The 13,875-nt window shown below is 65.2% G+C and carries 12 protein-coding genes; 6 read left to right on the top strand and 6 right to left on the bottom strand.

Annotated features, from left to right (window positions below):
* Window positions 1-12: 12 nt before the first annotated feature.
* The 3 genes from QZ964_RS12565 to QZ964_RS12575 all read left to right on the top strand — a co-directional run bounded on the left by QZ964_RS12565 (window position 13) and on the right by QZ964_RS12575 (window position 2,184).
* Entirely contained in the window at window positions 13-330 is a 318-nt protein-coding gene (locus QZ964_RS12565) for a hypothetical protein (RefSeq protein ID WP_292532002.1), read from the top strand.
* The gene (locus tag QZ964_RS12570; protein WP_292532003.1) at window positions 318-1,631 is read left to right on the top strand and encodes a glycosyltransferase family 1 protein; all 1,314 of its coding nucleotides are present in this window, start codon (window positions 318-320) and stop codon (window positions 1,629-1,631) included. The genes QZ964_RS12565 and QZ964_RS12570 overlap by 13 nt, the downstream gene beginning before the upstream one ends.
* Before the next feature lie 109 nt (window positions 1,632-1,740).
* Window positions 1,741-2,184, top strand: coding sequence for a MarR family transcriptional regulator (locus QZ964_RS12575; protein ID WP_292532004.1), 444 nt, complete (start codon window positions 1,741-1,743; stop codon window positions 2,182-2,184).
* Between the two features lie 44 nt (window positions 2,185-2,228).
* Here the strand turns inward: QZ964_RS12575 and QZ964_RS12580 are convergent, their stop codons facing one another.
* The 4 genes from QZ964_RS12580 to QZ964_RS12595 all read right to left on the bottom strand — a co-directional run bounded on the left by QZ964_RS12580 (window position 2,229) and on the right by QZ964_RS12595 (window position 7,268).
* Window positions 2,229-3,332, bottom strand: coding sequence for a lipocalin-like domain-containing protein (locus QZ964_RS12580; RefSeq protein ID WP_292532005.1), 1,104 nt, complete (start codon window positions 3,330-3,332; stop codon window positions 2,229-2,231).
* Window positions 3,322-5,790, bottom strand: a complete 2,469-nt coding sequence (locus QZ964_RS12585; protein WP_292532006.1) for an ABC transporter permease — start codon at window positions 5,788-5,790, stop codon at window positions 3,322-3,324. The genes QZ964_RS12580 and QZ964_RS12585 overlap by 11 nt, the downstream gene beginning before the upstream one ends.
* Complete coding sequence (locus QZ964_RS12590; RefSeq protein WP_292532007.1) at window positions 5,787-6,500, bottom strand: ABC transporter ATP-binding protein; 714 nt, start codon at window positions 6,498-6,500, stop codon at window positions 5,787-5,789. Before QZ964_RS12590 ends, QZ964_RS12585 begins: the two co-directional genes overlap by 4 nt.
* Before the next feature lie 306 nt (window positions 6,501-6,806).
* A complete protein-coding gene (locus QZ964_RS12595) occupies window positions 6,807-7,268 on the bottom strand; it encodes a copper uptake system-associated protein (RefSeq protein ID WP_292532008.1) in 462 nt (153 codons plus the stop codon).
* Between the two features lie 130 nt (window positions 7,269-7,398).
* On the opposite strand from QZ964_RS12595, the gene QZ964_RS12600 reads away from it, so the two are divergent.
* Together QZ964_RS12600 and QZ964_RS12605 are read left to right on the top strand one after the other, a co-directional pair.
* The gene (locus QZ964_RS12600) at window positions 7,399-7,950 is read left to right on the top strand and encodes a TetR/AcrR family transcriptional regulator (protein ID WP_292532009.1); all 552 of its coding nucleotides are present in this window, start codon (window positions 7,399-7,401) and stop codon (window positions 7,948-7,950) included.
* 31 nt (window positions 7,951-7,981) lie between these two features.
* On the top strand, window positions 7,982-10,261 hold the full coding sequence (locus QZ964_RS12605) for a hypothetical protein (RefSeq protein WP_292532010.1): 2,280 nt from the start codon (window positions 7,982-7,984) through the stop codon (window positions 10,259-10,261).
* Between the two features lie 197 nt (window positions 10,262-10,458).
* On the opposite strand, the gene hemH is transcribed toward QZ964_RS12605, so the two are convergent.
* Entirely contained in the window at window positions 10,459-11,466 is a 1,008-nt protein-coding gene (hemH, locus tag QZ964_RS12610) for a ferrochelatase (protein WP_292532011.1), read from the bottom strand.
* Window positions 11,467-11,638: 172 nt separating this feature from the next.
* Between hemH and QZ964_RS12615 the strand changes: the two genes are divergently transcribed.
* The gene (locus QZ964_RS12615; RefSeq protein WP_292532012.1) at window positions 11,639-12,994 is read left to right on the top strand and encodes a UDP-N-acetylglucosamine-peptide N-acetylglucosaminyltransferase; all 1,356 of its coding nucleotides are present in this window, start codon (window positions 11,639-11,641) and stop codon (window positions 12,992-12,994) included.
* Here QZ964_RS12615 and panB read toward each other — a convergent pair.
* Complete coding sequence (gene panB / locus QZ964_RS12620) at window positions 12,991-13,815, bottom strand: 3-methyl-2-oxobutanoate hydroxymethyltransferase (RefSeq protein ID WP_292532013.1); 825 nt, start codon at window positions 13,813-13,815, stop codon at window positions 12,991-12,993. The genes QZ964_RS12615 and panB overlap by 4 nt on opposite strands.
* Window positions 13,816-13,875 lie beyond the last annotated feature (60 nt).

The following is a 13,875-nucleotide window of genomic DNA, read 5'->3' on the forward strand; positions in this document are numbered from 1 at the left end:
TGGAGCAGTTTCGTGCGGCCTTCCGCGAAGAGCATAAGACGCGCGGCGCTTGCGGCCGCGGCCGCTCTCCTCTCGCACGCGCCGCTCCTTGCCGCGCAAGCCTTTCGCGGCTTTACCTACTGCGCGCCGCCGTTGCGTCCCGCCTGCATCGAGAGGTCCGTCGCCGCATTGGCGATGGCCGCCTGCGACGAAGAAGTGCAGCTCTTCAGACGAATGGTGTTTCGTTACCGGGAGTGTCTCGAAAGAGAAACGGAACGCGCGGTGCGAGAAGCCAATGACGCGATTGAGGTCTGGCGATGTCGTCAGGACGAGACGAAGTGCCGAAATTGACGCCGCCGTCTGACGCGGCGCGCAGGCCGGTCGTTTATGACGTCACGCGGATCGTGACTCGCGCGCTGAACGCAGCGCCCAACGGGATTGATCGCGTCGACTTCGCTCTCGCCCGCCATTTCCTCGCGCAAAAGGCGCGCGCGCGCGGGGCACTCATTTGCACGGCGATCGGCCCCCGACTCGCCGACCCTGATCGCGCGCTTGAGACGATCGACGGAATCGAAGCTCTTTGGCGCGAAGACTGCGACGCCGAGGAGGACGACGTCTATCGCAGGGTTGTCGCAGCGCTCCAATCAAGAGACTCTGCGCGCAGCTTGCCGACGCGGGCGAGAAGAGCGCCCGATCTCTTGTTCATTGAGCAGAATTGGCGCGCGATGCGCCGTTGGGCGCCTCATCTAGGTCGGCCGCTGCGCGAGGCGCCCCGGGGGGCGGTCTATTTCAACGTCACGCAGTTTCTCATCGATCGAAGCTGGTATGTGCGCTGGCTCACAGCGCGACCGGACATAAAGCCCGTCTTCTTCGTGCACGACCTCCTTCCGATCGAGGCGCCGGAGTTTTTTCGCGCAAGAGAAGCGATGCTGCATCCAAGGCGCATGAGCAACATTTGCCGCTATGGCGCAGGCGCCGTCGTTGGATCGCATGCGCTCGCCAAGCGCCTTCGCCAATACGCCGCTGACAGCGGAAGGCCGGAGCTGCCCGTTTGTGTCGCGCGCCTGCCGGTTTCGCCCCTCTTTTTGGCGCCCGCGGCGCCTCCTGCAGCGCTCGAAGACGTCAATTATTTCGTCGTCTGCGGCACAATCGAGCCGCGAAAAAATCATCTCACCCTGCTCAACGCATGGCGCGAGTTGGCGCGCGATACTGCGCCGCCAAAGCTCGTTATCGTCGGCAAGCGCGGCTGGCTCAACGGCGCCGTCATCGAAATGCTGGAGCGGAGCGTCGCCTTGCGTCCGCATGTCATCGAGGCTGGCGGACTGTCGACGCCGGGACTGCGCCGACTGCTTGCCGGGGCGCGCGCCCTGCTGATGCCTTCCTTCGCCGAAGGCTTCGGTCTGCCCGTCGCCGAAGCGCTCGCGGCGGGCACGCCGGTCGTCGCCTCGGACATCGAGGCGTTCCGGGAGGTTGGCGGCCAAGCGATCGACTATGTCGATCCGCTCGATGGCCGGGGATGGCTGCAGGCGGTGCGCGATTACGCGACGCCGGACTCTCCTCGACGACGCGCCGCGCTTGAGCGTAATAGCGGAGCCGTCGCCGGTTCGGATGCGTTCCTTGCGACGATTGACGAGTTCATCGCGCGCTTATAAAGCGGCGCACTTAAGCGCAATCGAATTAATTCCTCGGCATGGCCCACGCGTCGTTTCAATACTCAAGACCAGCCGCCGGGGCGGGATGATTCGGACAAAGGATTTCCACGTGAATCTCTGCGATCAAGCGCAGGAAACGCCGCGCAAGGCGCCAAGCGAAGAAGAGCTGGCGGCGCTCGCGCATTTTCGCTACGCCCTGCGTAGATTCCTGGCGTTCAGCGAACAGGTCTCTGCGAACCATGGCGTCACCATGCAATGGTATCAGGCGCTGCTGGTCGTGCGCACCTATCCAGGCGCGAAACACATCAGCGTGGGCGAACTCGCCGAGCAGCTGATGATCCGCGACCATAGCGCCGCAGAGCTGGTGTCGCGCTTGGCGCAGGCGAAGCTCGTGAGGCGAAAGACCGATCCGAGAGATCGTCGCCGTTCGCTCGTCGTCATCACGCGCGCGGGCGAACGGCGGCTCTCGGAGCTCGCGGCGGCGCATTTGAGAAAGCTCCGGGAATCGAGGGGCGTCGTCGCAAGCTTCTTTCTTACAGCAGCAGGGTTGTAGTTCCCGCCGCATTCGGGCGATTCCTCCCAAATGTGCAGCGGGATCTAATAGCCGGTCATTTCGAGATAGCCTTCTCCCCTGTGCGACCCGCTGAAGCGGATCGGTCCCTCCCAATAGGCTGGATCGGTTCCCATCCAGCTTCTCGGATTGAGAGGCTGCGTTGTTATATCGGCTCCGCGACTGCCGATCTGAACGCGCCAGCGAATTGGCATGTCGCGATCGGCGATGCGCATCCTCTCGAGAGGTTCGATGGCGATGTCTTCGCGCGCGAGCGGCGAGGTTGCGCCTTTAGCGTCGATCCAATTTCCGAAGAGAAACGGCGCCGCCTTTACATCGCGCATGCGATACAGCATCAGCTTGGCGCCGCCGTCCAAATGAAGCGCAAACCAATCCCAGCCTTGTTGATCGGGTCCCAGCGGTTGGCTCGACCATTCGCGATCCATCCAGGCGCGGCCGGAGACCCGCGTTTTACGACCATGAATTGATACAGCGCCATCCACCGTGAAGAACGGCTGGCTGTAGTAATAGGAGGCCTGCCCCGCGTCGGATTTGCGGCTGTAGCCGCCGTCGCCCTGCAATACGATCGGCCCCGTCGCGGTAAGATCGAGCGCATAGGCGAAATTTCCGTCCCCCGCGGAAACGCGCAGCCGCTCAATCCCGGCGCCGCCGTAATCGTCGCGCGTTTCGAGAACCCAATCGTCGATGTAGGCGCGAAAAGGCGCGGCCTCGACGCCCGCCTGGCCAATTCCGCCGCGCGCGAATTTTTGTGCGAAAAGATGTTCGCCAGCGCTCGTCGCCGCCGCATGGGCCATCCACACATTGCGGTCGTCCCAGCCGGCGCCCGCAGAATTCGGCCGCATAGCGAAGCGAAAGAGCGTCCATTGGACGCCGTACGAGGCGCCGTCCGCGCCGGCTAAATTTGCCGTGACGTACCACCATTCGGTGCGAAAATCCGTATGCGCGCCATGGTCTTTCGGAAACACGAGCGGCGTTCCCGGCCGCGGGAGTGCGAAGCCCGGCGCATTTTCGGCCAGTCCGCGAAAGCCTTGCGCCAGCGCGCCGCTTGACGAGAGCGCCAGAAGCAGCGCCGACCGCCTCGAAATCGCGACGCTTCGTTTCTCAGCGCCGTTCTTTGGCCTAGCGTTCATTGGAGAAGACTTTGAGCAGATCGGTCGGCGCGGCGCGCGCAAGCCTTGCGACTGGAACGAGCGCCGCCAAAAACGCCGCGCAGAGCGCGATGAGGAGAACCACGAGCCATTGCGCCGGAAACATATGGAACGGAAGCCGCCATCCAAAGGCGGCGACATTGACGACGGCGACGAGACACCAGGCCATGAACAGCCCGAGCGGCGTCGCCAGCAACGCGGCGCCGGCGGCGAACCCCAAGACGCGGATCATCTCCAGTCCCGCGAGCTCCCGGCGCGTCGCGCCCAGCGCCCACACCGGCGCGATGCGCGCTTGACGCATGTCGCTGAGCGTCAGCAGGCTCGCAAAAAGCGCGAAGCCGGAGACGATCAGCGTCAGCATGTTCAAGGCGGTCGTCACGGCGAATGTGCGCTCGAAGACGTCCGTCGACAGGCTTTTAAGCTCGGATTGATCGACGATGCGCGCGATCTTTCCGCCAAAGCTCCGCTGCATATTGTCGATGACGCGCGCCGTCGCGTCGGATGCGACGCGCAGGCCGTAATGCACGCCGGAGGCGCCGTCGAAATAGCGCTTCAATTTCTCGTGATCGATGCGCAGCTGGCCCTTCGGATTGCCGTAATCGGGAAAGACGCCGATGATGCGCGCGCGCCACTCCTGCGTTGAGGCCGGAATGTCGAGCGTGGCGCCGACCCCGACGCCGAGCCGCCGCGCCAATTGCTCGCTGACGAGGACGGCGTCCTGCGCATGCAGGGCGGTCCAGACATCGGCCGCCGCCTCGATCAAGGGAAAATGCGTTGCATAGGTTTCATGCGGCGTCATGCCGACGATGTCGACCGGCCATTCGCCGATGCGCGTCTTCGCGCGCCAGACAGGCAGGATCGCCAATATGTCCCGTTGCGTGCGCGCCCACGCCTCGATGTCGCGCGCGTCGGCGGGCGTCGCCGCCTCGAAATAGATTTCGGCGACGAGACGCGCATCGAGCCAGCGCGTGAAGGTCTGCCGAAAACCCTCGACCATGCCGCCGACGCCGATATTGGTCGCGAGCGCGATGAGCAGCGCCATCAGCGCAAGCGACAGTCCGGAAATTTCCTGACGCCCGTCGGCGAAGAACCAGCGCGCAAGCGGGTGATGCGCCAGACGCTCCCCGAGCGCCAGGGCCCCGGCGAGCGCGACCGGCAAGAAAAGCGCGGCGCCAAGAAGCGAACAGCCGATCACGGCGAATCCGGATGCGAGCCCGTCGCCAAAGCCGTAGGCGCAAGCCGCGGCGACAAGGGCGAGGAGCGCGAGCGCGCCCTGACGCCGCAAATAGCGGTGATGCTCGGCGCGCCAGGCGATCGGGCGCGCGACCGACAGCGGCGGCAGGCGCAATGTCTTTGCGAAGCCGCTCGCCGCCGCGAGAACCGCGCCGGCGCCGGCCATGAGAAGTCCGGAAAGTCCCCAGCGCAGATCGAGCGCCAGGCTTTCCGAAATCTGCGCGCCGTAAAGGCTCTCAAGGCTTGTGGCGACATCCGGCAGCAGCGCTTGCGCGATCGCGTAGCCGCCGATGACGCCCGCGCCGCCGGCGACAAAGGTCAGGACGGCGATTTCGCAGGCCATGGCCGCGACGAGGTTTGGCGCCGCGACGCCCAGCGCGCGTAAGGTGCGCAAGGTCGGCAAACGCTGCTCGAAGGCGAGGCCGTAGGCGGCGTGGACGATGAACAATCCGACGAGGAAAGCCAGAAAGCCGAAGGCGGTCAGATTGAGGTGAAAACTGTCGGTCAGGCGCGCCAGCTCGCTTGCGTCGTCCGCCGCGACGAGCCGAAGCGCATCGCCGGCGACTCGCTTAAGCCGCTCCGTGTCCAGCGCCGCGTCCTCTGCGACGATGAGACGCGAGAGTTTTCCGGGACGATCGAGCAGGCGCTGGGCGACGCCGATGTCGACGACGACGGCGCCGGGCGGCGCTTCGGCGAGCGCCGCAAGCGGCGGCGTTTGCCTACCGCGCCCGGTTTGCGGCTGCGCGCCTTCGGCGAGTTCAAGCCGCCGTAGCGTTTGCGGCGCGGCGAAGGCGCGGCCCTCGCCTGAAAAGAAATCCTCGAGGACGTCCGCCCGACGTCGCTTGTGCGCGATCGGCGAACCATGCGGCAGCGACACCGGCTCGACGCCGATGATGCGAATGTTCTGGTCGCCGATCCGGGCCGCGCCTTCCAGGACCGGCGAGACGTCGAAGCCGGCGCGACGCAGCTTCACGAACAAATCCTGGTCAAAAAGCCCGCCGCGAGCGGCGACGAGCGTTACCGCGCCGCCGCCGGACATCGCGGTCGCCGCAGCGTCGTAGCTGTTGCGCGCCTGCGCGTTCAGCGCCTGCACGCCGCTCCAGAGCGCCGTGGCGATGGCGAGGCCCAGCACGAGCGTCGCGAGATTGCCCGGGCGTCGGCGCCAATGGCTGATCAGCGCGGCGAGCGTCCAGAACGTCTCTCTCATTGCGCCGCCAGAAGACCGGATTCCAGCCGCACGCGACGCTGCAGCCGGGCGGCGAGCCGCTCGCTGTGCGTCGCCATCAGAAAAGCGCAGCCCGTCGCGGCGACGAGATCGAGCGCCAGCGCCATCACATTGTCGCCTGTCGCTGCATCGAGATTGCCGGTGGGCTCGTCGGCGAGCAAAAGCTGCGGGCGCACGGCCAACGCGCGGCCAATCGCGACGCGCTGCTGCTGTCCCCCCGACAACTCCTCCGGATAGCGCGCAGAGAGTTCCGCCAAGCCAAGACGATCGGCGACCTCCTCCTGCCAAGCCGAGTCGTAGCGTCCGGCAAGGCGCGCCTGAAATCCTAGATTTTCGGCGACGGTCAGGCTCGGAATCAAATTGAATTGCTGGAAGACGACGCCAATCTTTTCACGGCGCACGGCGGCGCGCGCATGTTCTGACAGAACCGTCAGCGCGACGCCGTCGAGAACCACCGCGCCTGAATCAGCGTCGTCGAGCGCCCCAACAAGATGAAGCAGCGTGCTCTTGCCGCTGCCGGACTCGCCGGTCAGCGCCAGGCTGGCGCCGGCCGCGAGCGTGACGTCCACGCCGCGCAGCACGGCAATGCGCCCCTGCGGCGTCGAATAGGATTTGCAAAGCCCTTCGACGCGCAAAACCGGCGCGCTTTTCCGCGTGGCTTCGAGATTTTCGGGGCTCGCGTGAACCGACAAGCAATGCGCCTTGATGGGCCGGCGAAGGCGGCCGGCGCGCCAGCCCTATATATGGCCCGTCGCGCCGCGCGCCCAAATGCGCCATCCTCGCTAAAGGCGAGGCGCGGGCCGCCCTAGACCGCTCGACCCGACCGGATAGAAAACGATCGGATTGAGGCCGCGCGCGTCGACGATCGTCGTCACATCGCCGATGTATGGCGATTGGTCAGATTGCGCCCCTCGAGATAGAAAGCCAGGCCGTAGGGAAGATTCATGCCCGATGCGCGCATTTTCCTGCGCTGTCGCTCGGGCGCAACCGTGAGCGGATCAGGGTATCGGCTTGTGATGCGGATCGACCGGCGAATGGCTGCCATCGGCCTCGACGGCGGCCATGCCGTCAAATCGGGAGAAATGTTCGACGACATCGGGAGAGAGCCGTTTCTCCTCAGCCGCCAGCCTTCTGGAAAGCGCCTCGGCGTGCGTTTTCGAAACGCCGAGCCTTTCGAGCGTGGCGCTGTCCTTCAACGCGTCGCCGCCGCAAAGCGCGATGGTCCATCCATCATTTTTGCGCGTGAGAAACGCCCGGCCGCCGAGGTCTCCCTGGCGCCAGTCGGCGACGGCGGCGTCTCCTTCGACGACGACGGCGTCAACAAAGAGACGCGCCTCCGGCTTGTCGAAGGTCTCAAAAAGCAAGCGGCGCGCGGCGTCGGACCCATCGTCGGCGCGCGCGCCCATCGACATCGCCGCGCTGATCGCCACGACTGCAAAAGAACTTAGAACCAATCTCATGATGCTCTCCAACGCCGTCGCGCGTCAGATTGGTATAATACCAATACGCGCGGCGCAAGCGCGAGAGGCATTTCCTCGGCGCGGTTTTATTGATACGACGCTGGCGCGGCGAAATCTTAAAAGAGCTCGAATGGCGACGGTCGAAAAAGGCCCGCGTCAGCGCATTCTGGACGCTGCGCTTAAAGTCTTGAAGAAAGAAGGCGTCTCGGCGCTGACCCAAACCCGCGTCGCCGCCGCGGCCGGATTGCGCCAGTCGCATCTGACCTATTACTTTCCGCGCAAGACGGATTTGCTCGCCGCGACGCTGGAAGCGTCTCATGCGCAGGCGCATAAGCGCACGCGCGGTTCGACGGGAATCGACGCGGACCCTGTCGAGGCGGTGCGCGGGCTCATGTTCGATCGCAATAAGATGCGCTTCTTCCTGAGCGTCGTGGCTCAGGCGAGCGACCAATCGGACATTCGCGCGACGCTCGCCGCGCATGCCCGCGGCGTGGCCGATCAGCTCGCGCCGCTCTTCGGCCGGACGGCCGATGACCCCGACATCATCGCCTTTGTCGATATGCTGCGCGGGATGGGGTTGCGCCTGTTGCTTGAAATGGATGACAAGCAGCGCGCGAACGTCGATCTCGACGCGCTCGCGGCGCGCTTTGGCCTCAGCCGCGTGCCTGAGGCGCGGCTTTAAGCCCTGAACGGAAACCGCTAGAACTGTGGCGATGCAACGAATCGGTGGAAACGCAGGCGACGCGGCACGTCAGCCCTATGCCCTTTCCGCGGCGTTCTTCATCGCCTGCGCGCTGGCGCTCGCTTTCCCGTGGCTCTCCGGGCGCGTCACGATCCCGTGGGACGCTAAGGCGCATTTCTATCCACAATTCGTCTTTCTTGCCCATGCCTTGCACAGCGGCCAATCCCCCTTCTGGACGCCGAACGTCTTTGCGGGAATGCCGCAGATCGCCGATCCGCAATCGCTGATCTTCTCGCCATTCTTTCTGCTGGCGGCGGCGCTCGTTCGCGAACCGTCCTTTGCGCTTGCCGACGCTCTCGTCTTCGCGATGCTGGCGATGGGCGGTCTTGCGCTCATCGCCTATTTCCGCGATCGCGGGTGGAGCGCCGCCGGCGGACTGCTCGCCGCGTTCGCTTTCGCCTTCGGCGGCTCGGCGGCGTGGCGCATCCAGCATGTCGGGCAGATTATGAGTCTGTCGTGGCTGGCGGTCACGTTGTGGCTGCTGGCGCGCGCGCTCGATCGCCGCTCGGCGCTCTACGGCGCGGCGGCCGGCGCCGTCGCCGCTCTGCTTGTCCTCGGACGGGATCAGGTCGCCTTCCTGGGCGTCTTGATGCTTTCCGCCTATGCCGCCTATCGCATCGCGACCGATCAATCACCCAAGCTCAGCGCGGTCGCGCCGCTCGCCGCCGGCGCGCTTGTCGGCCTGACGATCATCGCCGTTCCGCTCGCGTTCACGCTGGAGCTCGCGGCGCATTCGAATCGTCCCGAGATTGATCTCGACGGCGCGCTTAAAGGCTCGCTACCACTCGACTCCTTTTTGACGCTGATCTCCGCCAATTTGTTCGGGACCGATGGCCCGCTGAAAGATTTCTGGGGGCCGCCGACCGGAGAGCGCGACATCTTCCTCGCGCGCAACATGACGAATGTCTATCTGGGCGAGTTGACGCTCGTCACGTTGATCGCGGCGATGAGCAGGCGGTTCTTTTTCGATAGAGAAATTCGCTTCTTCGCCGCCGCGGCGCTGTTCTTCGCTCTATACGCTGTGGGCCGCTACACGCCGGCCTTCGTCTTTTTTTATCGCCTGCCGGGCGTCGACCTCTGGCGTCGGCCGGCTGACGCAACTTTCCTGCTTGGCGTAACCGTCGCGATACTCGCAGGCTATGGCTTCAATCTGATCGAGCGGAGCGTCGTCGCGCCGCGCGCCGGATGGCTCGTCGCCGCCGTCGCCGCGCTCTTCGCGGCGGCGACGCTCGTCGCGGCTTGGAATGACCGTCTGGTTCAGGCGTCGTGGCCGCTCGCGACAAGCGCGATATTCGCCGCGCTCGCCGTCGCGCTCATTCTCGCGACCCGCGATCGGTTGTTGCGCGGAGTCTACCTGCTTGCCGCGGTCGCCGCACTGATGAGCGCCGATCTCGCGATCGGGATTGGAGCGAATGAATCGACCGGCTTGCCGCCCGAGCAGTGCGACGTATTGAAGACCGACGGCAAGAATCCGGTGATCGCCTATCTGCGCGAGAAGCTCAAGGAAACGGCCGCGCCGGATCGGCGCGATCGTGTCGAGCTTGCCGCAATCGACTTTCACTGGCCCAACGCCTCGCTGGTCCACGGCTTCGATCACGATCTCGGCTATAATCCGATTCGGCTTCGACTCTTCGAAGACGCGACCGGCGCCGGCGACCATCTCGCGCTTCCCGAGCAGCGGGAGTTCTCCAAGCTCTATCCGTCCTATCGCTCAATTCTTTCCGACATGCTCGGCCTGAGGTTCATCGCGACCGGCGTCCCAATTGAAGAAATCGACGAGAGTTACAAGCCCGGCGATCTTGTCGAACTCACCCGCATCGGCGACGTTCGCATATACGAAAATCGTCGCGCCATGCCGCGGGTCATTGTCGCGACCTGCGCCATGCATGTCGATTTCGCGCAGATGATCAAGAGCGGCGAGTGGCCCGAGGCCGACTATCGCGAGACGGCGCTGCTCGAGGCGCCGCCGATCTGTCATACGCGCAAGGACGCGCCCCCCGCGACCGCGAAAATCGACTCATATGAAAACGACCGCGTCGTCGTCGAGGCCGATGTGCCTCCGGGCGGCGGCTGGCTTGTGTTGAACGACGTCTGGCACCCCTGGTGGTTCGCCCGCGTCGACGGCGTCGAGGCGCCGATCCTGCGCGCCAATGTGTTGTTTCGCGCCGTCGCGGTTCCCGAAGGGCGCCACCAAGTGCGCTTTGAGTTTCAGCCGCTGCGCGGGTTGCTGACCGAACTTTCGCAAAGATAGCAAAGCCGATTGCCGCACTTCGCGCGTTATGCGAAATTCCCTTGAACGGCTCGGATGTCATTCCCGACGCGCGCAACGCGCGCGATGGGGAATCCAGAGCAAAACCAGCGTCACTGAATTTGCTCTGGATTCCCGGTCAGGCCTTCGGCCTGCCGGGAATGACACCGTCCAAGCGAACGGATCGCGCGAAATCCGTATTAAATCCACCCCGCTATCTCGCGCTCCGCCAAGGTCTCGATGAGTTGCATGCCCTCTTCGCTGTCGTTGAGACAGGGCAGGCGGGTGAATTTCTCGCCGCCCTTCGCTAGAAAAAGATCGCGGATTTCCACGCCGAGCTCTTCGATCGTCTCCAGACAGTCGGCGGCGAATCCCGGCGCGACCACGGCGATGCGCTTGACTCCCGCGCCGGCAAGCTCAGTCACCACGTCCGACGTATAAGGCCCGATCCATCGCGCCCTTCCGAAGCGCGACTGAAAGGCGAGACGCAGACATTGCGGGCTCATTTGGAGCCTTTCGCAGAGCCGTCGCCATGTCGTCTCGCAATGATCGCGATAGGGATCGCCGCGATCGATCTGCGCCTGCGGCAGGCCGTGGAAGGATGCGACAACGACCTCAGGTTCGAAATCGAGCGCGGCGAGCGCGCCTTTGACGCTTGCCGCGAGCGCGTCGACATAGGCGGGATCGTCGTAATAGGGCGCGGCGATGCGCAGGGCCGGCTGCTTGCGCAACTCGCGCAGCGCGTCGAAGGCCGCGTCGGCGGCGGAGCCGGTGGTCGAGGAGGCATATTGCGGATAGAGCGGCAACAGCGCGATCCGCTCGCAGCCTTGCGCAATCAGCGCGTCGATGCGCGTCGCGATCGACGGCGCGCCGTAACGCAGCGCGTAGTCGACGACAAGGCGCTTAGCGCCCATGCGCGCCTGCAGCTTCTCGGCTTGCAGGCGGGTAATGGTCTTCAGCGGGCCTTCGCCCGTGTCGCTGTTCCAGATCGACTCATACAGCTTCGCCGAGCGCGCCGGCCGCGTGTTGAGCACGACGCCATAGAGGATCGGAAGCCATAGCGCGCGCGGGAGGTCGACGACTCTGCGGTCGGACAGGAATTCCGCCAGATAGCGCCGCACCGCCGCGACATCGGGCGCATCGGGCGTGCCGAGATTGACGAGAAGGAGTCCGACCGGCGCTTCTCTCGAGATCGTGGCTGACGTCATGATGAGCCTTGTTGCGGACCGCCCGCCCTGATGACGGCGCGGCAAAAGAATATCTTCTAGCGGCGGCGGCGGTCCTGGCAACTCGCCAAGATGACGATCGTCGCGCGGCACGGAAATCGCTTCGAGCGCGTAGGCGGGCCTATGTTCGAATCCGCCCTCGCGAAAGGGCGCTATGAATTCGATAGGTCGCAGCCGCGCCATGTGCGAATGGGACGATTTCGCGTGCGCCGCGCCGCAGATCCGCGCCGCGCTCGCCATGCCAGACGGCCCGGCGACCCCGCCCTTTCTCCTGCTTTCGGAGCCCGGCATCACCGCCAGCGAACAGCGCGCCTGTTCCGAACGCTGGACCGCTGCGCGCCTTCTGGCGGCCGGACCGCTACGCGCGAGCCTCAATTTGCGCTTTGATCTCACTCCCCGCAGCAGGATTCGCGTCGGCTATCTTTCAAACGACTTCCATGCCCATGCGACCGCGCATCTGCTTGTCGAGACGCTTGAAGCGCATGATCGGGCGCGCTTTGAAATTCGCGCTTACAGCTATTGCGGCGCGGAGGGCGAGATGCGGACGCGTCTGCGCGCCGCCTTTGACGCTTTCACCGACATTTCGCCGCTGACCGACGTCGAGGCCGCGCGCCAAATCCATGCGGACGGCGTCGACATTCTGATTGACCTGAAGGGTTTTACCCACGGCGCCCGCACCGGCGTGATGATGCTGCGGCCGGCGCCGGTTCAAGTCAACTATCTCGGCTATCCCGGCACGCTTGGGGCCGGGGTGTGCGACTACATCGTCACCGATCGCTATGTGACGCCGCCAGCCTCGTCGGCGGCCTATTCGGAAGCCTTCGCCTATCTGCCGCAGGCCTATCAGCCGCACGGGCGCGGAACGCCGCTGTGCGCGCCGCCGTCGCGCGCCGCTGCCGGTCTGCCGCCGGAGGGTTTCGTCTTTTGCTGCTTCAATCAGGCCTATAAGCTCACGCCCTTCATTTTCGATCTCTGGGCGCGACTGCTTGAAGCGACGCCCGCCGCGGTGCTGTGGCTTTCGGCGTCGATCCTGGCGGAAGGCAATCTGCGCAATGAAATGCGCAGACGCGGCATTGACGCAAGGCGGCTCATTTTCGCGCCGCATTTGCCGCAGGCCGAGCATCTGGCGCGCCTGCAGCTTGCCGATCTCGCGCTCGACACGGCGCCTTTCGGATCTCATACGACGGCGAGCGACGCGCTTTGGGCGGGCGTGCCGATCGTGACCCGCGCGGGCGACACCTTTCCCTCGCGAGTCGCCGGCAGCCTGTTGCATGCGATCGGCCTGCCGGAGTTGATCGCGCCCGATTTTGACGCCTATTTCGAGATCGCGCTGGGCCTGGCGGGCGATCCCGTCGGCTGCGCAGAACTGCGGGCGAAGCTCGTCGCCAATCGTCCCACGGCGGCGCTCTTCGACGTCGCCGCTTACACGATCGCGCTGGAATCGCTCTTCGAAGCCATGTGGCGGCGGCGTCTCGCCGGGGCGCCGCCCGCCGCCATCGGCGCGGCTTAAGCCTCGTCGGCGCGCGCCGCGCGCTCGAAGGCGGCGCGTTCCTCTTCCCCCATATGAAAGGCGTGCGCCTCCGCCGGAAAGAGACCGGCGCGCACGTCGCGCGCATAAGCGGCAACGGCGGCGCCTAGCGCCGCGCCGACGGCGCCGTAACGCCGGTTGTGCTTGAATTCGCGTTCGGTAATTCCGGCAAGATCGTTGACGACGAGCACCTGTCCGTCGGTTGCCGCCCCGGCGCCGATGCCGATCGTCGGCGCGCCGATCGCCTCCGTGATCCGCGCCGCGAGCTCCTGCGGCACGAGCTCCAGCACCAAGAAGTTCTGCCCGGCGGCGTCGAGCGCCAGCGCGTCGTGAAAGAGCTTCGCGGCGGCCTCCGCCGTCTTGCCCTGGCGCCGCTTCACCTCGTGATGCTGCGACTCGAGGCCGAGATGACAGCAGACGTCGAATCCCGCCGTCGCCAGGGCGCGCACGAGTTCCGGCTGCGCGCCCTCGAATTTGACGCAGTCGGCGCCGGCCTCGCCCAAAACGCGCGAACTCTCGATCGCTTGGCGTGGCGTGTCGTAGGTCGCGTAAGGCAGATCGCCGATGATGTAGATTTCGGGCGCGCCGCGCCGAACTGCGGCGATATGATGCGCCATGTCGGCGAGCGTCACCTCGCGCTCATGGGCATAGCCAAGAATATTCACGCCGACGCTGTCGCCGACAAGAATAATGTCGACCCCCGCCTCGACCTCGATGCGCGCGGTCGGCGCATCATAGGCGGTGACGACCACGATTTTCGCGCCTCGGCGCTTCATCGCGAGGAAGGTGCTGGCGTTGGACAAACCGGGCTCCGGCGCGCCTTTCGTCAGGGCACGCTCTCGATCAAAACCGCTCACGCCAGC

Source organism: Methylocystis sp., from assembly GCF_021731785.1.
Lineage (GTDB): Bacteria > Pseudomonadota > Alphaproteobacteria > Rhizobiales > Beijerinckiaceae > Methylocystis.

Coding starts and splice junctions, on each gene's coding strand:
- QZ964_RS12580 (WP_292532005.1), bottom strand. CDS start 3,332: ATGAACGCTAGGCCAAAGAACGGCGCTGAGAAACGAAGCGTCGCGATT.
- QZ964_RS12585 (WP_292532006.1), bottom strand. CDS start 5,790: ATGAGAGAGACGTTCTGGACGCTCGCCGCGCTGATCAGCCATTGGCGC.
- QZ964_RS12595 (WP_292532008.1), bottom strand. CDS start 7,268: ATGAGATTGGTTCTAAGTTCTTTTGCAGTCGTGGCGATCAGCGCGGCG.
- QZ964_RS12600 (WP_292532009.1), top strand. CDS start 7,399: ATGGCGACGGTCGAAAAAGGCCCGCGTCAGCGCATTCTGGACGCTGCG.
- QZ964_RS12605 (WP_292532010.1), top strand. CDS start 7,982: ATGCAACGAATCGGTGGAAACGCAGGCGACGCGGCACGTCAGCCCTAT.
- hemH (WP_292532011.1), bottom strand. CDS start 11,466: ATGACGTCAGCCACGATCTCGAGAGAAGCGCCGGTCGGACTCCTTCTC.
- QZ964_RS12615 (WP_292532012.1), top strand. CDS start 11,639: ATGAATTCGATAGGTCGCAGCCGCGCCATGTGCGAATGGGACGATTTC.